Genomic DNA, 25,070 nt, shown 5'->3' on the forward strand with positions numbered 1-25,070 from the left:
TTTTTTCTGGATACCGCGATCAAGTCGCGGTATGACACCGATAACGGATAAAATGACATTATAACATATCACCTTTTAGCAGTAAGGTTTAAAAACTCATGGCGATATTTCTGCTGCTCGGCAAATATACCCGTATAATGCATAGTGTTCATTACGCTATTATCTTGCATCACTCCACGCATCGACATACAACTATGCAGGGCAGAAATCTTAACTGCAACGCCAAGCGGCTTTAAATTCTCCTGTACGCTTTCTGCTATTTGTACCGTCATTTTTTCTTGAATTTGTAATCTTCTAGCAAAAATATTTACTATTCGTGCTAGCTTACTTATACCGATAATACAATTATCGGGAATATAAGCTATATGTACCATACCGTTAAAAGGTAACATATGGTGTTCGCAAAAAGAGGTAAATTTTATACCTTCCAGCGAGATAAAGTCCTGAAAATTACAAGTATCGTAAAATTTAGTACTTAATATTTCAGCTATATCTTTTTCATAACCGGAAAATATCTCTTCATAGCTATTAATTACTCTCTCGGGAGTTTTAAGTAACCCTTCTCTATTTGGATCTTCACCAATGAATTTTAGTAATGTTCTTACCGCTTCTTTAGCTTCTTCTCTAGTTGGTTTACTCATGTTCTAGTTTTATACTTTTTAAAAACATTGTTTTACCACAAATATAAACAAACATCAAGCCGCCTACTATAGCAATAAGCCCTCCCCCGCCCATCATACCCATTAATAGCTTAGCTGACATTGGCATTACGCTGTTTGGATCTTTCCGCATAACCCCGTAACCACCGGCGAATGCTAGCCCGAGTATGTGCAGAATCTGCCCGAATGTTAGGAGGTAGATTACAAATGTCATCCCGTGGTCAAGCCACGGGATGACATTGTTATTTTTAGACACTATGATACCCAAATAACTATAACCCATACAAGCAATACTAATCCCCACTATAGACCCGTGATAATGAGCGGGGATTACTACATTTATACCTGTTATATTCATTGCTATAAGTCCGCCAAGTAGAAATAAAGTAATGGAGCAAAGTAAGATTGTTTTGATGATATTGCCATCCGCCCTCAATGTCATTCCTGCGGAAGCAGGAATCCATTCTTTTTTTTCTAGATTCCCGCTTTCGCGGGAATGACATAAAGGCACGTAGCAATAACCCAAGAACTCAAACCCCATACCTATCAAACATAAAACAGGAGCAATACCGCCTAGATATTTCATATGGTTTGTATAAAACTCTTTAAAACTACCATCAATAATATCATAAGATATATGACCGCAAACTATAAGAATGCCGAAAACAAAATTCAAATAAAGTAAGAACAGATAGAATTTTTGAAATTTTAATTCTCTACCTATTAGCTTCTGAAATAAGCCAACCCAAATAAATATTAATATTTGAGTATATATAAACTGCAGTAAATGACCTCCGCTCCAAAAAAGTAATTCATAATAGAATTCTATCTCGATAGGAATAATTTGAATGATATTTTGTAAGCCGTTATAAGATAATCCAAAGCAAACGAAGCTTAAAATAAACATTATAATAGTCGATAATATTGTAAAATTAACTAGACTATTTAAGTTCACCCAATCGAAGAAATATAAAGCACTTATAGCGTATAACAGCAACGTAACGCCAAATAAGCTTAACCCCAAAATAAAGACAATATTTTCAAGCATCGGTATATAGTTATTCATCACTGGATTGTGTCCGGCTATTGGGGATACGGCTATAAGTATCGTACTTAGGAAAGCAAGTTTGCATAGTATGTCATTCCCGCGAAAGCGGGAATCTAGAAAAAATATACTGGATTCCCGCTTTCGCGGGAATGACAAAAAGGGTTGCGAGAATGACATAGACCAAACACTAGCCGTAATAGACAACAACCAAATTAATACCGATAAATTAACATGAATAATTAAAGCAGATTTGAAAATATGCGGGTTTGGAAAAAAGCTCGATAATTGAGGAGTACGTAACACTACCAAAATAACCGAATATAAACCTGCAAACCCCAAAGATAAAATACCGAGTTTGAGCCACGAGATAATTAAGCTATTATTTTGTGAGTGATTAGTAGAATTCATAACTACAGGTAAATATTAAATATAATCTACAAATAGCTTACGGTATCTAAATAAGCAATATTTTTTACAAAATCACTTTTCTAAAAGGAGGGTGTCAGAAAGTTTGTGTAAGTTGTAAAAATAGTTAAGAATAAAATTAATTAAAACAACTTACATGAGGCTAATATGAAGAATAAGAGCAAAGTATCAAATCCGACTATAGAAAAAGTAGTATACCTCTAGTAAATGAAAAATTGTCAAAGAAGTCAGCAAGTGTTATTAAGTAAGAATGGATTTATAGAAAATTAACATCAGTAGAAAAAGAAGAATTAAAGCTTTACCATAGAAGCGAAAGGGATAAGAGGATTTGTGATAGAATCAAAGCTGTTCTCACGTATGATGGTAGCTATAGTATTGATGAGATATCGAAAGTGTTATTACTGAGTGATGAAGGGATAAGAAAACATTTAATAGATTATCATAATGCTCAGAAGCTTAAGCCTGGAAATGGCGGTAGTGATAGTAACCTTACTAGACAGGAGGAAGCAGAGTTAATAGTTCATCTAGAAAATAATAATTATGTGTATGCTAGAGATATAGGTTTGTTCATAGAACGTCAATATGGAGTAATCTATACATTAGCTGGGGTAATCAAGCTATTACACAGACTTGGTTTTAGTTATAAGAAACCTAAGTTAATGCCTGGAAAAATAGATTTAGCTAAGCAAGAGGAATTTAAGCTGCAATATAGTTTGCTAAAAAATAATTTAGCTAAAGATGAGTCTATTTATTTTATGGATAGTGTTCATCCTCAATACCAAACTCGAGCAAGATTTGGTTGGATTAGAAAGAATGTAGTTAAAACATTACCAAGTTTCAGTGGTTGGAAGCGTAAACATATTATTGGTGCTATTAATCTTAAGGATTTAGAGGTAGTAACCACTGACAATCCTAAGGTTAATGGTGATTATATTATTGAATTTTTAAAGAAATTAGAAGCAAATAATCAAGATAAAAGTAAGATTTATTTGATATGCGATAATGCTGGATATCATAGGTCAAAAAAGGTAAAAGAATATCTACAATACAGTAAAATAGAGTTACTATTTTTGCCAGCATATAGTCCTAATTTGAATCCAATTGAACGACTGTGGAAATTTATGCATTCTGTTGTAAGTAACAATAAATTTTATGCGAATTTTGAGACATTTACTGATTCTATACGAATATTTTTTGAAAATATTGAAAAATATAAAAATAAAATTTCTTCGTAGACAATGATAGTATCATATGATACTATCATATAATGAGTAACAGACCGCATTTTCAAATAACTAATAAAATCTTGGAGCTATCACAAGATATTTCTTATGAGCTTGGTGTTTTAGCCGGTAGCAAGATTTATTCTCAGCCTATAAAACTTCGCAAAAATAATCAAATTAAAACTATCCACTCTTCTTTAGCAATTGAAGGAAATAATTTAAGTATAAAACAGATAGCAGATTTAATAGACGGAAAAAGGGTACTTGCACCGGAAAAGGATATTTTAGAAGTAAAAAATGCTATAAAATTATATAATGATCTGACTATATTTAATCCTTTTAAAGTTGAATCATTGCTAAAAGCACATGAGATATTAATGCAAGGATTAGTAGAAGATAATGGGGAGTGGCGTAAAGGTAATGCCGCTATATTTAAAGGCACAGAAATTATACAGCATAATTTAGAAAGCTTCAGACAAGATGAATTTAAATGCGAGCCTGCACAGCGTATAAAAATACGTGAGCACAGGCGAGTCATGCAAAATTCGCTTGTATCAAGCTTTCTAAATTATGCTGTACATTTTGCACCTCCGGCAAGTCGCGTTTCTTTATTAATGCAGTATTTATTTGAGTTTATAACACAAGATAAGAACATTTCCGGAATAATTAAGGCTTGTATATTTCATTATGAGTTTGAATTTATCCATCCTTTTTCTGACGGTAATGGGCGAATCGGTAGATTATGGCAACAATTATTACTAATGCAAACTAATGAAATTTTTGAATATATTTCCGTTGAAAGTTTGATAAGGAATAATCAAAGTGAATATTATAGTGTTTTAAGTAAGTGTGATAAGCTTGGTGAATCGACGTTATTTATCGAGTTTATGCTTGATAAAATAGTTGCAGCATTAAGATTATATAGTAATAATATAACATATGAAGCAAGTACGCCTTTAGCTAGAATTGAATTTGCTAAGGTTAATTTAATAGATAAATGGTTTTCTAGAAAAGATTATACTAATATACATAAAAATATTTCTACGGCAACGGCTAGTAGAGATTTGTTATATGGTTTAGAGCAGGGGATACTAGAGAGTAAAGGCAACAAGAATCAGAGTTATTATAGGTATACTAAGATAGAACTTTAAAAATTGGTTATGTCGTTTTATAAGCTCAATGATGCTGAACGTTTAATATACGCTCCGCTCATTGACTTATAAACTCCTTTGAGATAGTATTATAGGTATATTAAATATAATACGTAAAATATATGAATATATCTGCAACTGAGTTAAATAAAAATCCTGGAAAAATCATTGATCAAGCACTATGAGAGCCAATAGTCATTAATAAGCAAGGTAGGCCTACCGTTGTTTTAGTAGACTATGAATACTTTACTAAACTTGAAGATGATTATTGGGGGAAGGCAGCAACAAATATTACAAAACAGCCGGAATGGTTATCAGCAAAAGAATCAGAAAAATTTCTTAAAGGCTAATGAAAGAAATAATTTTAGAAAAAAGGGTAATAAAAATATTAGAACGTTATCCCGAAAAAGCGTCAGCGTCAAATTAAAAATAAGATTCTCTCTTTAATAAATAATCCGGTACCCCAATGATAGTAAATTATTAGTAGGCTACCATGATTTCTATAGATGTGATAATAGACCTCTTGCATAACTTGTTTCTAAAGGTAATTTGTACGTCAATCCGATGCTCGAATCCTCACGTACTATAGTGTACGCTGCGGTTCTGTGCTTCGTGTTTCCTTCAAATTCTTTTGTATTAACTACGTTATGCAAGAGGTCTATTGGAGAATATAGAATAACGTTTTAATGAAACTACAATTTACGTGATATTAGTTGGAAAACGTAACGATTCTGAAGTGTATAAGTTATTAAAAAACATTTTCTAACAAAATATACTGTAAGAGAAATGAGTGTATGACACAGTTGATTTACAGGAAATTAACATGAAAAATTTTATAAAATATTTGTTTTTTACCGGTCTATATATAGTAGTAACGATGATAGTTGCGTATATGGTTTTGGCTCAAACTATTCCTAATGATGGGCAGTGTCATATGATGGATAGACCGCTTGTTATTCATTACATTTTAGCAGCAATTATTACCGCTTTACCGGCACTAATTTTAATATATAGTAGAAGTAAGAAAAAGAAGAAATAAATTATATGATCGGTAAATTAAGCGGTAAGATTGATTCCCAAGGCGATGATTACATTATAATTAACGTAAATGGGGTAGGGTATCTTGTTTATGCTTCAGGTAAAACTTTAGGTAAACTTGCTGAAGGTGAGTTTTATAAACTATTTATCGAAACCCATGTTAGAGAGGAGCATATTCATCTTTACGGTTTTCTGACTCTAGAAGAGAAAAATTTTTTTAATTTGTTACAATCAGTAAACGGTATCGGTACAAGAATGGCTTTATCTATCTTATCAAGCCTTACACCTTCAGATATTCAAATTGCTATAAATAATGAAGATAAAAATATATTTAAAGCAATATCGGGAGTAGGGGCTAAACTTGCTGAGCGTATAGTGTTAGAGCTGAAAGGTAAAGTAGCGAAAATATCCAGCGGTTCAGCTATTATTAAAGATAGCTTGAATATCAAGAATATTACGCCCGTTGCAAGTAATGAAGTAATAAAAGCTCTAGTAAATCTAGGCTTTTCTAGATTTGAAGCTCAAAACGCCGTTCAAGGCATCATTATCCAAAACCCCGAAATTTCTATTGATGAGTTAATCAAAACAGCCCTGAAAAATCGAAATTCTAATTTTTAGAAATATAGACTAAAATTAGTTTAAGGAAATATTTAATTTCATACCTAGAGCTATGGCAGCACGGTCTAAAGTATCAAGGGTGACATTAGGATTATTAGGGTTTAAGAGCCTATCTACAGCTGATCTACTTAGTTTCCATTTTTTCTGCCATTTCTGACTTTGTTATATGTTTTTGTTCCATAATTTGCTTTATTTGCTCTGCAAGAATACGCTTGTGAGCTATTACTGTCAATTTTTATTTGATGTCATTCCTAGCTAAAAGCAGGAATCCAGTACTTCAAAGCTTTACTTAAAAAAATCTTTAAAATCAAGATTTTTTAGCCTGCATCCCTGCTTTCGCAGGGATGACATCAAGGGCTTTTCAAAAAACTGTCCTGTACTATACTTTTTTGGTTATAGATTGATAAAATTTTACAGTAAGAGTTTTTGATATATTAAGCATTGTGATAATGTACCATAATTGGTGCAATTTAGCAATTTAAAAACACCGTTCAAGGTATCATTACCCAAAATACCGAAATCTCTATTGATGAATTAATCAAAACAGTTCTAAAAAATCGAAATGCCAGTCTCTAAATTAAATATTAATTTATTAAAATTTTCCTTACTTTTGTTTAATTTTGATATATATACTTCTTTTACCTGAAGAATTGGTAGTATTAGATATTAATTATCCATAAGAACATTGATTATTCGCTCATCTAAATATTCATTTTCCAACTTTTCAAGTTAAAGAAGTATAATACATATTCAAAAAAAATATCATTAAAATTAATAGGTAAAATTATGTCAAAATTAAAAACATTTTTAACGGGTATAAATGCTAATGAATTACTTGGGGAACTAGCAAAAAACCCGGCTACATTAGATATTACTAATACTCCTAATAATACGGTATCACACAATAATTTTAAAGCTTTACTAGAAACTTTAAAAGGAGACGGTACGGTAAAAAATCTAAAGATTGATGGTTTTGTGTGTAATTCAGAATCATTAACAAATTTTGTTGAGTTTGTTACAGATCCAGGATGTCTTATTACTAGTATTGAATTTGGAGGGAAGATTTTAACTGATGCTCACAGTGTAAATTTACTTACACAAGCATTTTGCAAAAATAATACTATAAAAGAAATTACCTTTAGTGGTTCTAGGGTAGTTGGTGATAATAATTCAGATAGCGGTTCTAATTTAGGAGATGTAGAACTATCCGCATTATTAGAAAATTTATCTAAAGAAAATATAGAAAGTTTAAGTTTTTCGCAAACAAAAATAAAATTAGAGACAAAAGAAGTAAGAAATAAGTTTATTGATTTTCTTACAAAAAGTAATATTAAAAACTTGGCTCTATTAAACACCGATATAACACAAGAAAGTAAAATAGAATTATTGAAAGTGATACAAACAATAAATCTAAACAATAGCGATATAGATATTTTTTGTGAAGTAATAAAACATAGCAAAATTAATGAACTTGGATTTTCTTTAGGTAGAGAAATCAGTGATAAATCAAAAGAAAAATTATTAACTTCTATAAAAAGTAATAAATCTCTTATTAATTGTTCGGTTACGGGTCCAAATGATATGTCACCGCAAGAGAAAAAAGAAAAAAAAGAATGGATAAGTGTAAAGTTTATGAGAGAACTGATAAAAATCAGAGTATTCTAGAAGAAGTAGCACAAGTTTTAAAAGATTGGTCTGAAACGCCTAACGATTTGCATAAGGGTACAATTCATAGTTACTTAAAATTATATCAAAAGTTAAATAAAGATAGTGTTATAGAAGAGTTAGAAAAGTTAAAAGTAACTGATGCAAACTTTATTCTAGAAAACGCAGATAAACATATTAATGAGCATTTTTTTGAGATGGTGGGAATTGCAAAAGAAGTATATGCTGATGGTTTATTTGTGCCTACTGATATAACTAGTTACATCGCATCTTGTATTGGGGATTTATCTAATATAATAAATAAATCAAGTGATATAGAATCTTAAAATAATTTATAGCATAAAACTATTTTTTAGCTATTATTAGTCATTATATTCGATTTAAAATAATGACTAATATATTATCGCCTGAAAAAATTGAAAATGATCAAGAATTGCCGATAAGACCGTCATATTTGCAAGAATTTGTCGGTCAACAGCAGATTAAAGAAAATCTCTCTGTATTTATTAAAGCTGCAAAATCTCGGAATGAGCATCTTGACCATACTTTATTTTACGGTCCGCCCGGTCTTGGTAAGACTACGCTTGCTAAGATTATCTCTAATGAAATCGGCGGTAATTTCAAATCCACCTCCGGTCCTGCTATACTTAAGGCAGCTGATCTTGCTGCTATTCTTACCAATCTTGAAAAGAACGACGTATTATTTATTGATGAAATCCACCGCTTAAATACTGCAGTTGAAGAGGTTTTATATCCTGCTATGGAGGATTTTGAGATTGATATAGTTATCGGTGAAGGACCTGCGGCAAGGTCAGTGAAAATAACCTTGCCGAAATTTACCTTAATCGGGGCTACTACACGCCTTGGGCTGCTTAGTAATCCTTTGCGTGATAGGTTCGGTATTCCTATGCGGCTTAATTTTTATAATACTGAAGAATTGAAGAAAGTTCTAAATAGAGCGAGTAAATTATTTGATATTGATTTGACCGATTCAGGTTCGGAAGAGATAGCAAAAAGAAGTAGAGGAACGCCAAGAATTGCATTAAGATTGCTTCGTCGTATAAGAGATTTTGCAGTAGTTGACGGTAAATCAAGAGTAGATAAAGAAATCTCTGATTTTGGGTTAAATCGTTTGGAAGTTGATCGCATAGGACTTGATAGTAATGATTATCGTTATTTGAAATTCATAGCGGATAATTATAACGGTGGTCCCGTTGGAATTGAAACGATTGCTGCTGCCTTATCCGAACAGCGTGATGCACTTGAAGAAACCATAGAGCCTTATCTTATACAGATAGGTTTACTACAAAGAACTCATAGAGGTAGGGTAATCACGATTGCCGCTTTTGAGCATTTGAAAATGCCGATACCTAATCAATCACATCATCAATTTAATATTTTTAACGAGAATGAGTAATAATAATTTAAATGATAGTTATACAGCCGCAGATGTTATAAAAAGGCTGATAAAAGATCATGTTAAACCTTACGCAAATAAAATATATTTTTCGATATTTTGCATGGTTATTGCAGCACTTTGTACGGCAGTGATTGTACATGCGGTTAGACCTATTATTGATAAGATTTTTTTAACGCATGATAAGAAAATGCTTATAATAATGCCTATAGTGCTTACTGTAACTTTTTTTATAAAAGGAATTTCAGAGTATTATCAGAATTATCTAATAAAATTTGTTGGGCAGAGGGTACTAAATGATTTGCAGATAAAAATGTATGAGCATTTGTTACTTGCCGATATTTCTTTTATTCAAAATCAATCTTCAGGACGTCTAATATCTCGTTTTACTAATGATATTTCTTTGATGCGTGGGGCTGTTTCTAATTTACTTGTCGGATGTGCTAAACATTTCCTAACTGTAGTATGTTTAATAATAACTATGTTTCATTTAGAACCGCTATTATCTTGCGTAGTTTTTCTTGTGTTCCCTTTGGCTGTTTATCCGGTGCAAAGGATGGGTAGAAAGATAAGAAAAATATTTTCACAATCCCAAGAGGCGCTTGGGCATTATACTTCTAGGCTTGATGAAACATTTCAGTCAATTAAGATTATTAAATCTTTTGTAGGCGAAAAAATAGAAAGTAATAGAGCGTCGTTGATTATTAATAATATTTTAGAGTTCTACAAAAAAACATCTAAGCTAGATGCGATGGTTTCACCGATTATGGAGGGTTTAAGCGGTCTTGCAGTCGGAGGGATGGTTTGGTACGGAGGTAATCTAGTTCTTGATGGTAAAACAACACCCGGTGCATTATTTGCTTTTTTAGCTGCTTTTGCTGCAGCTTATAGACCATTTAAAAGTTTGGTATCGTTAAATATTAATTTGCAAGAAGGAATAGCCGCAGCTAAGAGGGTATTTAGTATTTTAGATACCGAACCTATTATTAAAGATCATGAAGATGCTAAAGAAGTAGATTTATATAATCCACAAATTACTTTTGAAAAACTGGCTTTAAGTTTTGAGAGTAAAATAGCTATAAAATATATAGATTTAAAGCTAGAGCCTCATAAAATGATTGCGTTTGTTGGGCGTTCAGGTAGCGGTAAGACGTCCCTTAGTAATTTATTAGTGCGTTTTTATGATCCAAATGAAGGAAGAATTTTAATTAATAATCATGATATTAAAGATATTAAGCTTACTTCACTTAGAGGTCAGATTTCCTTAGTTACTCAAGATACTCATTTATTTGATACAAGCGTTGCCGAAAATATAGCATACGGTCAGGAAAACGCTACAAGAGAAGAAATAATTGAAGCAGCAAAATATGCAGATGCTCATGAGTTTATTATGCATCTGCCGAACGGTTACGACACGCAGATAGGAGTGCAGGGGACAACTCTTTCAGGCGGTCAGCGTCAGCGTTTATCTATTGCTAGAGCTTTCTTAAAAGACGTACCTATTTTAATTTGGGATGAAGCAACAAGTAGCTTAGACCAAGCTTCTGAACAGAAAATTCTAGAATCTTTAAAGAAATTACGCCAAGGAAAAACCACTTTAATCATTACGCATCGTTTAAGTAGTATTACCAACCTTGATAATATTATCGTCATGAAAAACAGTGAGATTTGTGAGCAGGGTACTCACACTCAATTACTTAAGAATAAAGATGAATATTATAGGTTGTATAATAAGGAGTTAAGAGAAAATGGTTGATTTATAAAGTAAATAGTTTATATTTCTTAATTTTTGTTAACTAATATTCTTTGTCATTGCGAGGAGACGTTGTTGCGTGGATCAATTCCGCCTCTGTCATCCCGTGGCTTGACCACGGGGTGACACCGAATGCGTTTTTCGATTCATGCAACAATGCCACGCAGGAATGACCTCAACTCAAGGAATACCACAATGCTCATTACCAAGATTTTTAAAGACTATAGATTATTTGAAATATTTATTTTAGGAATAGTTAGCGGTATGCCGCTGGTTATAATTTTTTCTACTCTTTCGGTATGGTTAAAAGAATCCGGAATAGATATCGCTGTTATTACTACTTTTGCGGTTGCAAGATTATCATATTCATTAAAAGTATTTTGGTCGCCGTTAGTCGATAGTTTTAAAATACCTTTTTTAAGTAAGTGGGGACATCGTAAAAGCTGGCTTATATTATGTAGCTCTTTAATGGCTTTAGTATTAATTGTTATAAGCAGGGAAAATCCTAAGGTTTCTTTAACTTCTTTATATTTTTTGACTATAGCATTAGGCTTTTTATCCAGCACGTTCGATATTGCTGTTGATGCGTTGCGTATTGATAAGTTTGATCAGGAAACTCAAAGCATAGCTAGTGCAATTGCCGTACTGGGTTATCGAATCGGTATGCTAATTACCGGTGCAGGTGCTTTGTACCTTGCAGAAATAACCGGAAATAATTGGCAACTAACTTTCTTTGTTATAGCTATAATATTTGCTGTTGCAACGATATTTATAATAACCGTAAAAGAAAAAGAATTAGTAAGAGAAAAAATTAATATTACTTCTATTACTTCATGGATTTCTACAGTAATTAATCCTTTCAAGGATTTTTTCAAAAGAGAATTTGCCGTAACTATTTTACTTGCAGTAATATTTTTTAAATTAGGCGATGCTATGCTTGGAGCGGTTGCTTCACCGTTTTATATAGAGCTTGGTTATACAAAAGGCGAAATAGCAATAATTGCTAAACTTTACGGGTTGATTGCGACCTTAGTCGGAGGCTTTGCCGGTGGTATTGTAATGTATAGGGTAGGGAATTTTAAAGGTTTGATTATTACCGGTATTGCTCAAAGTCTAACACATTTTGCATTTATTTGGCTTAATCACCAACCTCCTTCTTTTGAAGCTTTATTAATTGCTATTACTATAGAGAATTTTGCTGCTGCTATGGGAGCTACTGCTTTAGTCGGCTATATAGGTAATTTATGTAATAAAAAATATTCGGCAACACAATATGCTTTACTTAGCAGTAGCAGTAGTTTATGTAACAATACTGTCACTATTTATGCCGGAAAACTTGTAAATATGATGGGTTGGGACGATTTTTTCATCTTTACTATAATTTTAGCCTTGCCTGCTTTGTTTATATTAATGTATCTTAATAAAAAGGTTAATGTGTAGTAAGTATTTGTTTTTAACGTCATTTCCGGCTTTTTATGTCATTCCCGCGTAGGCGGGAATCCAGTAAAAAAAGTATAAATACAGTATACTTTTAAAACTAAAAGCTCGATTTATCTCGCTTTATCCTGGATTCCCGCCGTTGCTGGAATGACATCGAGCCGATTTTTGAGCAATGACGCAAAATCCCACTTGATTTAATTTGAATAATATTTTATTTATTTAAAATGTTTAGTAAATTTTTATTACCTTATATTTTTATTGCAACATTTTTCTTTGCTCCCATAAGCGAAGCGAAGAAAGCTGTAAAAAATATCCCTAAACCTCCTGTTCAAACTAGTTTAGTAATTGATGCAAAAAGCGGTAAAGTGCTGCAGGCTCATAATTCACAAATTCGAGTTTATCCTGCTTCTTTAACCAAACTCATGACCTTATATTTAATGTTTGAAGCAATTGAAGCAGGTAAGTTGCCTTTAGATAAAAAATTACTTGTATCAGCAAAAGCAGCAAAGATGCCTCCTACTAGAATTGATTTAAAAACAGGAGAAACTATAACGGTCAGAGAAGCAATTAATGCACTAATTATTAAGTCGGCTAATGATGCTGCTGTAACGGTCGCTGAGAATATGAAAGGTTCCGAAAAAGCTTTTGCTCATTTAATGAATGTTAAAGCTAAACAGCTCGGTATGAAGAATACCTATTTTAAAAATGCTTCAGGTTGGCATGACCCATTGCAGCAAACTACCGCAAGAGATATGGCTAAACTTGCTATGGCCTTAAAGAGAGATTATCCTAAATATTATCCTTTATTTGCTAAAACCAGCTTTGTATTCCGTGGAAACATAGTAAACGGACATAATAGGGTTACTAAAAATTATCAAGGTGCAGAAGGTATGAAAACAGGTTTTCATACACCGGCAGGTTATAATTTAGTAACTACTGCTTCTAGGAACGGTAAATCATTGATTGCCGTTGTTACAGGCGGCAAAAGTGCCGCATCTCGTGATCAAAAAATGATGGGGCTACTAGATCAGCATTTTAATATTAAGCCTATAGTCTCTAAACCTTCAATCAAACTTGCCTCTAATAATAAATCTACTACAAAAGCTAAATCAAAAATAATAAAGAAAAAGAATATACGTAGTTGATATGTATCGTCATTGCGAGAGGCATTGCCCGCGTGGATCGTTTTATGTCATTCCCGCGGAGGCGGAAATCCAGTTCTTGTATATGTCATCCCGCGACTTAATCGCGGGATCCTAGGATACAATTTGTGGCACAAGATCCCATGGTCAAGCTATGGGATGACAATGAGGTTACTGGATTCCCGCCTACGCGGGAATGACATAAAAGCGGTATCAATATTAGACTTCTTGCATAACGTAGCTAATAAGGAGAAATTTGAAGGAGACACTTCACCTCGAACCGCAGCGTACACTTGGTACGCGAGGATTCGAGTACCGGATCGACGTACAAATTGCCCTTAGAAGCAAGTTATGCAAGAAGTCTATTGACTTACCTAAGGATTCACTGCCAGCTTATATTTTAGATTTACAAGTTTTATATGACAATTAACACTACATTTAGCGTTTCTTGTAACTTTAGTAGATGAAGATTTTTTAGAGTTTTTAGCTAAAGTTTTACTTTGTGGTTTTTTTAGATTAATATTTTTTAGAAATTTCTCAGTTTCATTAGGTAAATATTCTATTTTTACTTTAGTTATACCTTGATTTTTAAATGCTAAAATTTCGGCTGCTTTTTGAGAAACATCTATTATACGATTTTTCTTAAAAGGACCTCTATCATTAACCATTAAAATTACTGATTTATTATTGGCTTTGTTGGTAACTTTAACTAAGCAAGGAAGCGGGAGAGTTTTATGTGCGGCAGTTAATAAATTTCTATTAAAGCTATCACCGTTAGCTGTTTTTTTACCGTGAAAACCGTCTTTACGTCCCCCGTACCATGAAGCATAACCTGTTTCGGTAAAAGATTTAGGACTGTGAGGTTTGTAAGTCTTTCCTTTTATTTTATAATTTTTTCCAACTTTATAATGTCCTTTATAAGTTAGATTATGAGGATCATCCTTTGATAATTCTTTGTAAGAATATTTATGGGAATAAGGTAATCTTTTTGAGGTATTACAACCGCTTAGACAAAAAATCAATAAAAAAATTAATACAATAAGTTTATGGCGTCGTATCATTATCATGCTTATTAAAATTATCCATTATTTTAGCGTAACACACAACTTTTTCAACACCTTTTATTTTTGATGCAATAGAAGTAAGCTTTTCTAGCTCTTCTTCTGATCTTGCAACTCCAAATAAATAAACAATATTATCTATAGTTAGAATAGTATAATTAGCAAATTTAATGTCTTTTCTGACTAAGTTTTTAGCTTTAATTTGTGTGGTTATCATACTATCTTTAGTATATTGGGCTAAGTCAAAATGATTACTATTTTTATTTACTTTCAACTCATTAATAACTTCTTTTACGCCTTTTTGATTCCAAGCAATTTCTACGGCTTTTAACGCATCAGATTCTTTTTGAATATTTCCTGTTAATAATACTCTTCCTTGTGATACTTCAACCTTTATTTTAGCTCCTAAATCTCTAAAATTATTTTTTACTAAATCAGCTTTAATACCGGCAGAAATCCTTGAATCATTTAATGTTTCAGACATTGGTTGATCTTTTGAAGCAACAATTCCGGTAGTGATTGCTGCAGTAAAAATAGCAGGTAAACAAGCAGATAGACTAAAAGAAAGAGCTATAAAAATTAGAACTCGTAACATCATAATAATAGTACCCTACGATTTTTAAAAGATTGTATTTGTTTAAGAATTAACGGTTTGTTTATGTCATTCCCTATAGTACCGGACCTTGTTGCGTACATACCGAGTCGTCATTGCGAGCGGGTGTTGTTGCGTGGATCAGTTTTACCTCTGATCCCCGTGGCTTGACCACGGGATCCAGTTAAAAATACTAAAATTATTAGTATTTTTTATTGTTTTTATGGACCTAGTTAGCAAGCGAACTAGATGACACAGTAGGTTTTACCGGTCTACGCAATAATGCCACGCGGTAATGATATAGAGTAAAAATAGTAAGGTATTATATCTTACTATCCGGTAATTTATTCTTTAATAAAAGAGGTAATTGCAGTAAAATAAATATAAAAGTAATAGGTATTACACCGAATACTTTGAATTTTACCCATGTTCCATCTGAGAAATTACGCCAAACTATTTCATTAACTACAGCCATAAAAAAGAAAAAAGCCGCTGTTCTATAGCTTAAAGTTATCCAGCTTTCTTCTTTAAGACGTACTATACTCTCTAAAGCATATTTGATAAAAGGATTTTTTCTTATACCGCTCATGAGAAATATTATTCCAAAAATAACATATAATATAGTAGGTTTGATTTTTATATACATTGAATCGCCGCTAATTAAAGTAATGCTTCCCGAAACTAATAAAACAGTCGTAGAAATAATAGAAAGCTTGGATACTTTCTTATCGATAACATAACAAAGGGTAATACAAATAACAGAGGTAATAAGCATATAAATAGTAGCGTTTTGTATACCGCCTCCATAAAAAAAGCCTGCAAAAAATGCTATTACCGGACCAATTTCTGATAAAAGTTTTAACATATTTAATTTAATTGTTCTCTTTGATCAAATTAATTTGATTCATTTTTTTGTACTGATATTAAGTTATTTTTGGAATATCTTAATTTTATTTGTATGAAAATATTTATCAGTAATATAGTAGTAAAATAGGCAAGTACTTGTAGCCCGTTAGGTCTTGCAATATAACCGGTAACAATATTTAAGATTTTACCTATCATACTTCTATCTGCTACTAACCATGAACTATCCCAAAGTTGATCGGATAAAAACATAACTAGACTGGAAGAGGTTAAAATACCTGCAGCACTTGCTGCAAATCCGCCTGCTATTAGCATTAATAATACAGTAGAGATTTTAAAAATATATTTTTGATTAGCAATCTTAATTAAACCGAAATATATTACTAAACCAAGTAAGAAGCCACTTGTAGCACCTATTATCACTCCTTGCAAGTAAATACTGCTTGATATTGTTTCAACTGAAGATATACTATATACTAAAATAATAATTTCTGCACCTTCTCGTAATATGGTAGTGGCAACTAAAAAAACCAACATGAAATAACTGGCGTTACCTTCATGAATTTTTACTGATAAGTCGTTTATATGTTGCTTTACTTTTATACCGTAACCTTGCATCCATATTATTGTCCAGCTAATCAGAATTGTTATTAGTATCATAATTCCGGAATCGAATAGCTCGTCGCCTATTCCGCCAAAAGATAAAGATAATTTACGGGTAAAAAATGCAAAAATCGAAGCAAATACTACTCCAAGCATTACTCCGGCAATAATATAAAGACGAGATTTTTCTATTTGTTTTGTTACGGCGAGTATTACACCAAGTAATAAGGATATTTCTAAACATTCACGAAACACTACTAAAGCAATTTTAAACATATTTTTTATCTAATCATTAACAATTATAATACCCTGAGCCGTATCTTGATGAAAATCCCCAAAAATTTCATATTTTCCGGGTTTAAGCGGTGCCAGTATAATAGTTATTGACTCATTCGGCATAACTATTTTTTCACGATGTAAATCATGACTTTCAAACTCTTCTACTGTATCATCTTCATTATGAACAATTAACCTTATCTTAGTAGATTTTGGTACTTCAACTATATTCGGAACAAATTTATGATCTTTTATAGTTATCTTTACTTCTAATATATTATCATTTGTTTTATTATCGGAACTCTTATTTGTAGAGATATAAATAATTACTGCTAAAAATATCAAACCTACTAGTACAATAATATTTTTGTTTTTTTTAATAATTTCCATACTAAACTCCTAGCTTAATTAAAGTTTAAAGTAAGATTCTTATATACTCATTTAATTTGAGTTTTAAATTTTTAATAATTACAAAATTTATCCTGCAATTTTTATTAATGCTATAAGATATACAATTATTATCATTATGACAAGGATAGATAATAGAATATAATTTTTTTGTCTTTGAATTTTATTTTGTTTCATATTTATTTAATTTTGTTTAAAGTCTCCTAGTTCAAGCAAAAGATATTCATTTATCGGTAATGATTCATGAGAAATAATTTTATTTATGTTAGAACCTAAAGCTTTAAATGTTTTGCCTTCGGCAATAACACTGCGTGTTCCAACCGTTACTTTACCTTGCAAGGCGTAAGAAAAAATTAAAGGATATGTAATATCACCGATTTTCATATCTATTTGTTGTCCTTTTTCTTTAGAATCATATAATATTTTACCGTTTGATAAGCGAGTAATTTTAGCGTTAAAGCTTACTTTTTCACCACATAATAAAGGAACACGATAAGCTATCTCATCATCATAAATTTTTACTTCATTATTTTTGACAAAATTTTGCGGTAATATGGATTTTAAAATTACATTAATTTTATAATTATAAGCATCATCGAAGATAATATTATTACTATTATTAACGGCGTATTTTGCCGGAATAATAGCTTCTCGTGCTTCTCCTACCATCATACCGATTATTACATTATCTAAGCCAAGCATTACAGGAGCAGAGCCTAAAGTAAAAGTTTTAGTATCTTCAGATATTAAAGTATTGTTCATATCTGATATTTGATAAAATACGGTAACTACATGTCCGCAAGAAGCGGGACCGAGATTACCGCTACCGAGCGTATTAATTTTGAACAGTGTTTTTACTAAATCCTTACGTACTTCAATAGTGTAATCATTAGGATTGATAGGTCCATTTAACGGTTGTAAAATATTTTCAAAAAATGCTTTCCCTTCTTCGGTTTTAAGAGCATTTATTACGATTTTTGAAACCGTACGTTCAAATAAATTACCGTTTAATGAAATAGGGGGTTCATTATTTATACTAGTTTGGTTTTCACCGTTAGATGAATTATTTGAAGCCGTTTGCTCTATAGTTGTAGAATTATTGTTGTCGGGAGATATTTTTAACTTTACTATATTGTAAAGTATCAGGATTACAATTATTAAAGATAAAAATTTTTGCATATATACTCGTTTAATTTGAAAAATTGGCTGCAGCTATTTCAGAAAGCTCAATACAAGAGAATTTTCTGAAATAAGCTGTATGTCGGATTATAAGTTCACGTAGTTTATCTACGTTCCGCTCCTTGCCTTATATACTCCTTGCTCTTTTCCAACCACTCTGTCATTTATCAGGAGTATATGTTTTAGTACAACAAAGTTTACTATAACAATCAATTACTTAATAATCAAATGAGAATAAAAATAATTTGATTAATAAAAATAATTGATTTAAATTTAGATGCAGAATTTTATAAATATAGTGGTGAAAAGTGAAAAAATTTATATTTTGTTTTTTATGTTTATGGACATTAAACATATTTGCTGCTTCTAAAAGCTACCCTAATAAGCTTAATCGTTGTAAAATTACTAGAAATGTATTTAATGATTATGAACCGAAAGTTTTTGAGACTACTAATAATTTATTACGTAAAACAGGAAGATTATCAAAATTTTACGGTGAAAGGATATTAATTAAAGGAAAAATATTAGATCAAAATTGTGTGCCGGTTGCAGATGCTAAAGTTTATTTATGGCAAGTAGGAAGCGGAGGTAAATACTCTTATGAACCTTTAAAAACTAGAGTTGATAAAAGAAGATTTACAAGTAAAAGCGATTCAAGCTTTACCGGTTCCGGTATTGCTACTACTAATAATAAAGGAGAATATTACTTTATTAGCATGTTGCCTTATAAATCTTCTCGTTATTTGAGAAGTGCAAACATAAGAATAGAGCATCCCAGTCTTACTACTCTTGAAACACGCTTAGATTTATCTGATAAAAATATGTGTGATAATGAGTGCGGTGAAGTAAATCCGATATTGATCGAACCGCAAGAAAATATGCCGTCTTATTGTTTTGACTTAGTATTACAAGGTACGACACTGAAGAGGTATTAGAAGACTTTTGTCATCCCGCGGCTTGACCGCGGGATCCAGTCTTTTTTAATTTTTTTAGATCCCGTGGTCAAGCCACGGGATAACAATATTGCCTCTTTCTGCGGTGCTTCTAAAGGTTTTTTTATACCACAACTACATAATGTAAGTGCTAATACGAATAAATAAAATGTTTTCATTACTATAAATTATTATATGACCTTAAGAAATTATAATAAATATCTTATATATATTATAGTGTTTTTATTATCTATAATAACCCCTATTCCTAAAATTTATGCTAAGCATCAGGATAAATTAGAATTTTTAAGAGGTTCAAGCGTACCTGATAATATAATTTTTTTTGATGAAGAAAAAAATCAATATTCTCTTGATCAGTTTGAAGGAAAGACTATATTGTTAGTGTTTTGGGCTACTTGGAGTGCTCCTTGTGTCAAAGAAATGCCTGACCTTGATATGTTACAAAAAGATTTTAGGAAATTACCTTTTGCAGTAATTCCAATTTCAGAAGATTATCAAGACATAAAAGTTGTTAAAGAATATTTTAAAAGTTATCAAATAAGATATTTGCCGATTTATCATGATTATAGAAATGAATTATTTAAAGCCTTAGGGGTTGTTAGTTTACCGACTAGTATATTAATAGACCCAAACGGCAAAATAGTAACTAGCTTTGTCGGCAATACAAATTGGTATGACGAAAAAGTTAGAGATACTATTTTATCTGCCATTCCCGGAAATTATCCTGAACCTAAAAATAGTTATAATGAGCAATCTCTGAATAAACCGGCTAAGCCTTTGCCGCCAATAAAAAAGGATATAATTAAAAACGAGCAGAATAATGAATGAAGTAAATAAATCAACTATGGCGAATGCAGAATTTGATCAGATAATAACCAAACGGCAGATAAGTAAATTAGATCAATTATTTGCTTCGGTTTTTGGTGATTCTAAAGAAGTGATCGCCGTTTTACGCCTTAGCGGTGTTATCGGTAAAGTAAGTACTATGCAATCGGGACTTACTTTAGAATCATTAAATGAACTAATAGAAAAAGCTTTTAAAATAAAGAAATTAAAAGCATTATGTTTAATTATTAATTCTCCCGGCGGTTCTCCGGTACAATCTGAACTTATTGCGAAACGTATTCGTGACCTTGCTAAAGAAAATAAAATAAAAATTTATAGTTTTATTGAAGATATGGCGGCTTCAGGCGGATATTGGCTTGCTTGCAGCGGTGACCGGATATATGCTTCTTATAGTTCGGTTATAGGTAGTATCGGAGTAGTGTCAAGCGGATTCGGATTCCATGAAGCGATTAATAAACTTGGAATAGAGCGTAGAGTTTATACGGAAGGAAAAAATAAAGCAATTTTAGATCCTTTTAAACCTATTAATAAAGAGGACCTTAAAATTATCAAAGATTTGCAAAAGCAGGTTTACGAGCATTTTGTAGAATATGTAAAAACAAGAAGAATAGGGAAGTTAACACAGCAAGACGAGATTTTATTTAACGGTGAATTTTGGGCAGGACAAACGGCTCTTGATTACGGCTTAATTGACGGCATAGGTGATATGTATAGCGTAATGAAAGAAAAATTCGGCGATAATATTAAGTTTCAATATCTGTGTGCTAAACAGCCTTGGCTTAAAAAGAAACTTGGCATGGGAAGTAAGATATTAACCGATAATCTGGCTAATTCTTTAATTGATGCAGTAGAAAATAAAATTATTAACGATAAATTTGATATAAGGTAGTATGACTATAACGCAAGTTAAAATTAAGAAATTAGAAAATTTTTCAGGTAGTTTGCCGGAATATGCTACAGAGCATAGTGCGGGGATGGATTTAATAGCCGCAAATGAGCAACCTATAACAATAAAAGCAGGTGAAATACAGCTAATTCCAACCGGCATCGCTATAGCATTACCTGACTCATTTGAAGCACAGATAAGACCTCGTTCGGGTCTTGCCGTTAAACACGGTATTACGGTTGCTAATTCCCCAGGTACTATTGATGCAGATTATAGAGGCGAAATAAAGGTGATTCTTATTAATCTCGGTAAAGAAGATTTCGTTATAGAGAAAGGGATGCGAATTGCTCAGATGATAATTTCTAAGTACGAACGCATATTATGGGAAGAAAGTAGTAGCCTTACGGAAACGATGCGTGGTAGCGGCAGCTTCGGTTCTACGGGTGTTTGACAGTTGTCATCCTGTGGGGCATTGTTGTGTGGATCGGAAAATCCGTTCGGTGTCATCCCGTGGCTTGACCACGGTATCCAAAAAACAATAAAAATACTAATAATTATTAGTATTTTTAACTGGATCCCGCGATCAAGTCGCGGGATGACATAAAGGTACTGGATCCCGTGGTCAAGCCACGGGATGACAACTGCAACAAATCATAAAACTTATGAAAATCACAATAAAATTATTAACTTCTATATTTTTATTAGCTTTGAACTGGATTCCGTGGTCAAGCTACGGGATGACAACTGGGGTAAATTCTGATGCTGTAGATAATGTTAAGCAAGTTTTTACCTATATCGATCAAAAAAATTGGTCACAAGCTGAAGATTTAGCTCTAGAGGTAAATAGTAAAGTTTTAACAAAAATTGTACTTTCTCAGAAATATTTAGATAATAAATATTCAGATAATAGTTTTGAACATGTAATAAGATTTTTACGCAATAACCCGGATTGGCCTCAAAACAAGCTGCTTGAAGAAAGAGTGGAAGAATATCTAAATAATAATACAAATAAAAAAGTAATTTTTGATTGGTTTAGTAAACATCCTCCTCTTACCGGCAAAGGTTATAAATTTTATGCGGCAGCTGCAAGTAGTTTAATCAAAGATCAGAAGATATTACTACCTATTATTAAAGAGGCTTGGGTATATGCCAATTTCACTCCTGAAGAAGAAAATGTATATTACAATAAGTGGCATAAATATTTAACTGCAAATGATCATTTAGAACGAATAGAAGAACATTTATGGAAAAATGATATTAGATCTGCTGAGCAGTCACTAAAATATGTAGATCAAGGTTACCGTAATTCTTTTAAAGTCCAAATTGCGATTATAGGTAAATCGCCAAATGCTGAAAAGCTTTTTAAAAGTGTTCCTGAAAAATACTATAGTTCTGGTTTATTATATCGTTATTTAGATTTTAAAAAAATGCAAAAGCCGACAAAGGAAGTTATTACTTTGTTTAAGAAAGCTAAAAATAACCGTAAACATTTTGCTAAATGGTGTCGTATTCAATCCTATTATGCTCGTGAATTCATCGATTACAAAGATTTTGCTAATAGCTATAGAATGGCAACGCTTCCTTTTGCTACTTGTCCTGAAACTATAAGGGAGCAGGAGTGGCTTGCGGGCTGGCTTTCTTTAAGCTTTTTAAAAAAGCCTGATCGAGCATTAGTACATTTTAATAAGTTTATCAAAGTTGTTAAAACCCCGATTAGTTTGGCACGTGGATTTTATTGGCTAGGTCGTACTTATGAAGCAAAAGGCGATAAGCAAACAGCTAGAAAATTTTACGAGCAGGCGGCCAAATATTCTTTTACCTTTTATGGGCAGGTAGCAAATATTGAATTAAATAGGACAAAATTAGTTTTACCTCCTATTCCCGTAATAACTTCTGAAGAAAGGAAAACTATAGAAAATAAAGAAATTATTAAAGCAATAAGGTTACTGGTTAAATATAATAAGAATAATTTAGCCATGATATATTCCAAAGCAGCGATTAAAAACACTAAAAATCCTGCAGAAATTCAAATAATTGCGAATATTATTAAAGCAAATAATAATACTAACCATATGGTTGAGGTAGCAAAAATTGCTGCCCAAAATAACGCTTTTATTCCGGATTGTGCTTTTCCAACGCCTTATAATCTAGGAGGTTTGCCTATCCCACCTCATTTAACTTATGGAATAATTAGACAAGAATCGGTCTTTGACCATAGGGCCGTGAGTTATGCAAACGCCATGGGGCTGATGCAACTTATTAAGGGTACTGCTTATGATACCGCAAAATCTATAAATATGAAATGTAATGTAGCAGATTTAACTAGGAATCCGGTATATAATATTAAACTTGGTTCGCATCATTTCAAAAAATTATTAGATGATCATAAAGGTTCTTATATTCTATCCATTGCTTCTTATAATGCCGGAAGTCATAACGTAGTAAAATGGATAGATAGGTTTGGTGATCCAAGGGATATAAAAGATACAAGAAAAGTTATTGACTGGATAGAACTTATACCTTATCGAGAAACAAGAGATTACGTTCAAAGAGTACTTGAAAATGTTCAGATTTATAGGGTAATCTTAAATAAGAATAGTAACTTGTACTTTAAGCGTGACTTACATGCTTGTGATATAGTAAAAAGTTAATTTTTATTAGTGTTTTATTTTGACATATAGTAATATATAAGTATGACATGGAAACTAATTAACAATATGAATTAAGGAGGAGAGTATGAAAAAATTAGAGCAACACTTTAAGAAACAGCGTAATGATACCGATACTCAAGTAAAGAAATATAAAAAAGATCTTGATGTAATCGGCATTAGATATGACCATAAATCTGCACATGTTGAAGTTCCAAATCATGCTACCGGCGGGTTTGAATATTTTAAATGGGATTGGATGACAAGCACTACGAGTAGTCATTCAGAAATAGTACAAATATTTAAGAAAATAGTAAGAACTTTAAAAGAAGCTAAAAATAACCCAGCCCAGTATGAAAACTTAGTATCTAAATTGGATTCTAGTACCAAAAATGCACTTGATGTTAATATTAAGAAGCATAATATTACTGTACCGACACAAGACACTAATAAGGTAATATCAGAAATATTATCAGGAATGCAAACATGGCTAGATACAAAAAGTCATATCCCTCTAGAACTTAAGCAAAAACTCTTAGAGTTAGGTTCTAATAATTTAGAAGAGTTTATAGAAAGTGCTTTTAATAAATTTAACAATAAATGGATAGTTAAAGAATTTATTGATAATGCTTTTGTACCACCTAGAGAGGAAAGTAACAAATATCTAGCTGATAGTGGTTGTGATTCAGCTGAGCAGCCATGGACTAAAATGGAAAATCTTAGAATAAGCGATGATTCAAATAAAGCTACAACCTCTCAGGCTTCATCAGAGAGTATAAATTCTAGTGACTTTAAAGGTAACACGTCAGATGAAGATTCCGATGATGATATAGAGGTTATATCACAATTACTAGAATCTAAAGTAACGCTTAATAATGGTAAAAAAATTGAAGTTAAGAAAATTATAGATGCAATATATAACCCACAAGATTTAGATTTTTATTTAAGGAAGTTAACTCCTGAAACCAATCAGCTTGTGAAAAAAGAAATAGCATTAAAATTAGCTTACGATTTATATAATGATTCTAAAGAGTTAAGCGTAGTAAGTGCTATATCTGAAACATTAGGTATTAGTGAGGAGTTCAATAATTACACTGACTTTAGCCTTGTACAATTAAGAAATGAAGAAGTTAATATTACGGGTGGTGAATATTCGTATTTAGCATAATTGCTT

26 protein-coding genes and 4 pseudogenes are annotated in these 25,070 nt (G+C 31.9%); 20 read left to right on the forward strand and 10 right to left on the reverse strand.

The window, feature by feature from the left end; genetic code table 11:
* Positions 1 to 68 precede the first annotated feature (68 nt).
* Together folE and AC5584_RS02070 are read right to left on the reverse strand one after the other, a co-directional pair.
* Positions 69 to 641, reverse strand: a complete 573-nt coding sequence (folE, locus tag AC5584_RS02065) for a GTP cyclohydrolase I FolE (protein WP_410527399.1) — start codon at positions 639 to 641, stop codon at positions 69 to 71.
* Between the two features lie 277 nt (positions 642 to 918).
* Positions 919 to 2,115, reverse strand: a pseudogene (locus AC5584_RS02070) (hypothetical protein); the annotation flags it as partial.
* A gap of 356 nt (positions 2,116 to 2,471) precedes the next feature.
* Here AC5584_RS02070 and AC5584_RS02075 point away from each other — a divergent pair.
* The 3 genes from AC5584_RS02075 to AC5584_RS02085 all read left to right on the forward strand — a co-directional run bounded on the left by AC5584_RS02075 (position 2,472) and on the right by AC5584_RS02085 (position 4,857).
* Positions 2,472 to 3,368 (forward strand): IS630 family transposase, encoded by an 897-nt coding sequence (locus tag AC5584_RS02075; protein ID WP_499216911.1) that lies wholly within the window; start codon positions 2,472 to 2,474, stop codon positions 3,366 to 3,368.
* Positions 3,369 to 3,400: 32 nt separating this feature from the next.
* Positions 3,401 to 4,507 carry a palindromic element RPE3 domain-containing protein gene (locus AC5584_RS02080; RefSeq protein ID WP_499216678.1) on the forward strand — a complete coding sequence of 369 codons (1,107 nt, stop codon included), beginning with the start codon at positions 3,401 to 3,403 and terminating at the stop codon, positions 4,505 to 4,507.
* A 191-nt stretch (positions 4,508 to 4,698) separates the two neighbouring features.
* Entirely contained in the window at positions 4,699 to 4,857 is a 159-nt protein-coding gene (locus AC5584_RS02085; RefSeq protein WP_499216912.1) for a hypothetical protein, read from the forward strand.
* A gap of 162 nt (positions 4,858 to 5,019) precedes the next feature.
* Here the strand turns inward: AC5584_RS02085 and AC5584_RS02090 are convergent.
* Positions 5,020 to 5,169: pseudogene (locus tag AC5584_RS02090) on the reverse strand (palindromic element RPE1 domain-containing protein); the annotation flags it as partial.
* 161 nt (positions 5,170 to 5,330) lie between these two features.
* On the opposite strand from AC5584_RS02090, the gene AC5584_RS02095 reads away from it, so the two are divergent.
* From AC5584_RS02095 to AC5584_RS02140, 10 genes and pseudogenes are all read left to right on the forward strand, one after another.
* The gene (locus AC5584_RS02095) at positions 5,331 to 5,546 is read left to right on the forward strand and encodes a Holliday junction ATP-dependent DNA helicase RuvA (protein WP_499216913.1); all 216 of its coding nucleotides are present in this window, start codon (positions 5,331 to 5,333) and stop codon (positions 5,544 to 5,546) included.
* 5 nt (positions 5,547 to 5,551) lie between these two features.
* A complete protein-coding gene (ruvA, locus tag AC5584_RS02100; protein WP_499216679.1) occupies positions 5,552 to 6,163 on the forward strand; it encodes a Holliday junction branch migration protein RuvA in 612 nt (203 codons plus the stop codon).
* Between the two features lie 480 nt (positions 6,164 to 6,643).
* Positions 6,644 to 6,739: pseudogene (locus tag AC5584_RS02105) on the forward strand (Holliday junction branch migration protein RuvA); the annotation flags it as partial.
* Between the two features lie 210 nt (positions 6,740 to 6,949).
* On the forward strand, positions 6,950 to 7,828 hold the full coding sequence (locus tag AC5584_RS02110; RefSeq protein WP_499216680.1) for a hypothetical protein: 879 nt from the start codon (positions 6,950 to 6,952) through the stop codon (positions 7,826 to 7,828).
* Positions 7,777 to 8,154 (forward strand): hypothetical protein, encoded by a 378-nt coding sequence (locus tag AC5584_RS02115; protein ID WP_499216681.1) that lies wholly within the window; start codon positions 7,777 to 7,779, stop codon positions 8,152 to 8,154. Before AC5584_RS02110 ends, AC5584_RS02115 begins: the two co-directional genes overlap by 52 nt.
* 62 nt (positions 8,155 to 8,216) lie before the next feature.
* Positions 8,217 to 9,245, forward strand: coding sequence for a Holliday junction branch migration DNA helicase RuvB (gene ruvB, locus AC5584_RS02120; RefSeq protein WP_499216682.1), 1,029 nt, complete (start codon positions 8,217 to 8,219; stop codon positions 9,243 to 9,245).
* Positions 9,238 to 11,001, forward strand: a complete 1,764-nt coding sequence (locus AC5584_RS02125) for an ABC transporter ATP-binding protein (protein ID WP_499216683.1) — start codon at positions 9,238 to 9,240, stop codon at positions 10,999 to 11,001. The genes ruvB and AC5584_RS02125 overlap by 8 nt, the downstream gene beginning before the upstream one ends.
* A 192-nt stretch (positions 11,002 to 11,193) precedes the next feature.
* Positions 11,194 to 12,438: an AmpG family muropeptide MFS transporter gene (locus tag AC5584_RS02130; protein ID WP_499216684.1), complete on the forward strand. Its 1,245-nt coding sequence runs from the start codon at positions 11,194 to 11,196 to the stop codon at positions 12,436 to 12,438.
* Positions 12,439 to 12,662: 224 nt separating this feature from the next.
* On the forward strand, positions 12,663 to 13,583 hold the full coding sequence (locus AC5584_RS02135) for a D-alanyl-D-alanine carboxypeptidase family protein (RefSeq protein WP_499216685.1): 921 nt from the start codon (positions 12,663 to 12,665) through the stop codon (positions 13,581 to 13,583).
* Between the two features lie 156 nt (positions 13,584 to 13,739).
* Positions 13,740 to 13,948 (forward strand): annotated as a pseudogene (locus AC5584_RS02140) (palindromic element RPE1 domain-containing protein); the annotation flags it as partial.
* Positions 13,949 to 13,954: 6 nt separating this feature from the next.
* Here AC5584_RS02140 and AC5584_RS02145 read toward each other — a convergent pair.
* From AC5584_RS02145 to AC5584_RS02170, 6 genes are all read right to left on the reverse strand, one after another.
* A complete protein-coding gene (locus AC5584_RS02145) occupies positions 13,955 to 14,602 on the reverse strand; it encodes a septal ring lytic transglycosylase RlpA family protein (protein WP_499216686.1) in 648 nt (215 codons plus the stop codon).
* Positions 14,603 to 14,624: 22 nt separating this feature from the next.
* A complete protein-coding gene (locus tag AC5584_RS02150; RefSeq protein ID WP_499216687.1) occupies positions 14,625 to 15,239 on the reverse strand; it encodes a BON domain-containing protein in 615 nt (204 codons plus the stop codon).
* A gap of 316 nt (positions 15,240 to 15,555) precedes the next feature.
* On the reverse strand, positions 15,556 to 16,098 hold the full coding sequence (locus AC5584_RS02155) for a septation protein A (RefSeq protein WP_499216688.1): 543 nt from the start codon (positions 16,096 to 16,098) through the stop codon (positions 15,556 to 15,558).
* A 29-nt stretch (positions 16,099 to 16,127) separates the two neighbouring features.
* Entirely contained in the window at positions 16,128 to 16,976 is an 849-nt protein-coding gene (locus tag AC5584_RS02160; RefSeq protein WP_499216689.1) for an FTR1 family protein, read from the reverse strand.
* Positions 16,977 to 16,985: 9 nt separating this feature from the next.
* Positions 16,986 to 17,366, reverse strand: coding sequence for a cupredoxin domain-containing protein (locus AC5584_RS02165; RefSeq protein WP_499216690.1), 381 nt, complete (start codon positions 17,364 to 17,366; stop codon positions 16,986 to 16,988).
* 201 nt (positions 17,367 to 17,567) lie between these two features.
* Positions 17,568 to 18,563, reverse strand: a complete 996-nt coding sequence (locus tag AC5584_RS02170) for an FKBP-type peptidyl-prolyl cis-trans isomerase (protein ID WP_499216691.1) — start codon at positions 18,561 to 18,563, stop codon at positions 17,568 to 17,570.
* A 308-nt stretch (positions 18,564 to 18,871) separates the two neighbouring features.
* Between AC5584_RS02170 and AC5584_RS02175 the strand changes: the two genes are divergently transcribed.
* The gene (locus AC5584_RS02175) at positions 18,872 to 19,498 is read left to right on the forward strand and encodes a dioxygenase family protein (protein WP_499216692.1); all 627 of its coding nucleotides are present in this window, start codon (positions 18,872 to 18,874) and stop codon (positions 19,496 to 19,498) included.
* Here the strand turns inward: AC5584_RS02175 and AC5584_RS02180 are convergent.
* The gene (locus AC5584_RS02180; RefSeq protein ID WP_499216693.1) at positions 19,495 to 19,674 is read right to left on the reverse strand and encodes a hypothetical protein; all 180 of its coding nucleotides are present in this window, start codon (positions 19,672 to 19,674) and stop codon (positions 19,495 to 19,497) included. The genes AC5584_RS02175 and AC5584_RS02180 overlap by 4 nt on opposite strands.
* A gap of 16 nt (positions 19,675 to 19,690) precedes the next feature.
* Here AC5584_RS02180 and AC5584_RS02185 point away from each other — a divergent pair, with 16 nt between their 5' ends.
* The 6 genes from AC5584_RS02185 to srfF all read left to right on the forward strand — a co-directional run bounded on the left by AC5584_RS02185 (position 19,691) and on the right by srfF (position 25,064).
* Positions 19,691 to 20,344 (forward strand): TlpA disulfide reductase family protein, encoded by a 654-nt coding sequence (locus tag AC5584_RS02185; RefSeq protein WP_499216694.1) that lies wholly within the window; start codon positions 19,691 to 19,693, stop codon positions 20,342 to 20,344.
* Entirely contained in the window at positions 20,337 to 21,251 is a 915-nt protein-coding gene (locus AC5584_RS02190; RefSeq protein ID WP_499216695.1) for a S49 family peptidase, read from the forward strand. Before AC5584_RS02185 ends, AC5584_RS02190 begins: the two co-directional genes overlap by 8 nt.
* A 1-nt stretch (position 21,252) precedes the next feature.
* Positions 21,253 to 21,699 carry a dUTP diphosphatase gene (gene dut / locus AC5584_RS02195; RefSeq protein ID WP_499216696.1) on the forward strand — a complete coding sequence of 149 codons (447 nt, stop codon included), beginning with the start codon at positions 21,253 to 21,255 and terminating at the stop codon, positions 21,697 to 21,699.
* Between the two features lie 21 nt (positions 21,700 to 21,720).
* Entirely contained in the window at positions 21,721 to 21,852 is a 132-nt protein-coding gene (locus AC5584_RS02200; RefSeq protein WP_410526535.1) for a hypothetical protein, read from the forward strand.
* A gap of 58 nt (positions 21,853 to 21,910) precedes the next feature.
* Positions 21,911 to 23,899: a lytic transglycosylase domain-containing protein gene (locus AC5584_RS02205; protein WP_499216697.1), complete on the forward strand. Its 1,989-nt coding sequence runs from the start codon at positions 21,911 to 21,913 to the stop codon at positions 23,897 to 23,899.
* A gap of 85 nt (positions 23,900 to 23,984) precedes the next feature.
* A complete protein-coding gene (gene srfF / locus AC5584_RS02210) occupies positions 23,985 to 25,064 on the forward strand; it encodes an SrfF family effector protein (RefSeq protein WP_499216698.1) in 1,080 nt (359 codons plus the stop codon).
* Positions 25,065 to 25,070 lie beyond the last annotated feature (6 nt).

The organism is Rickettsia endosymbiont of Villa modesta, from assembly GCF_964026485.1.
In the GTDB taxonomy this organism is placed as follows: Bacteria; Pseudomonadota; Alphaproteobacteria; order Rickettsiales; family Rickettsiaceae; genus Rickettsia; species Rickettsia asembonensis.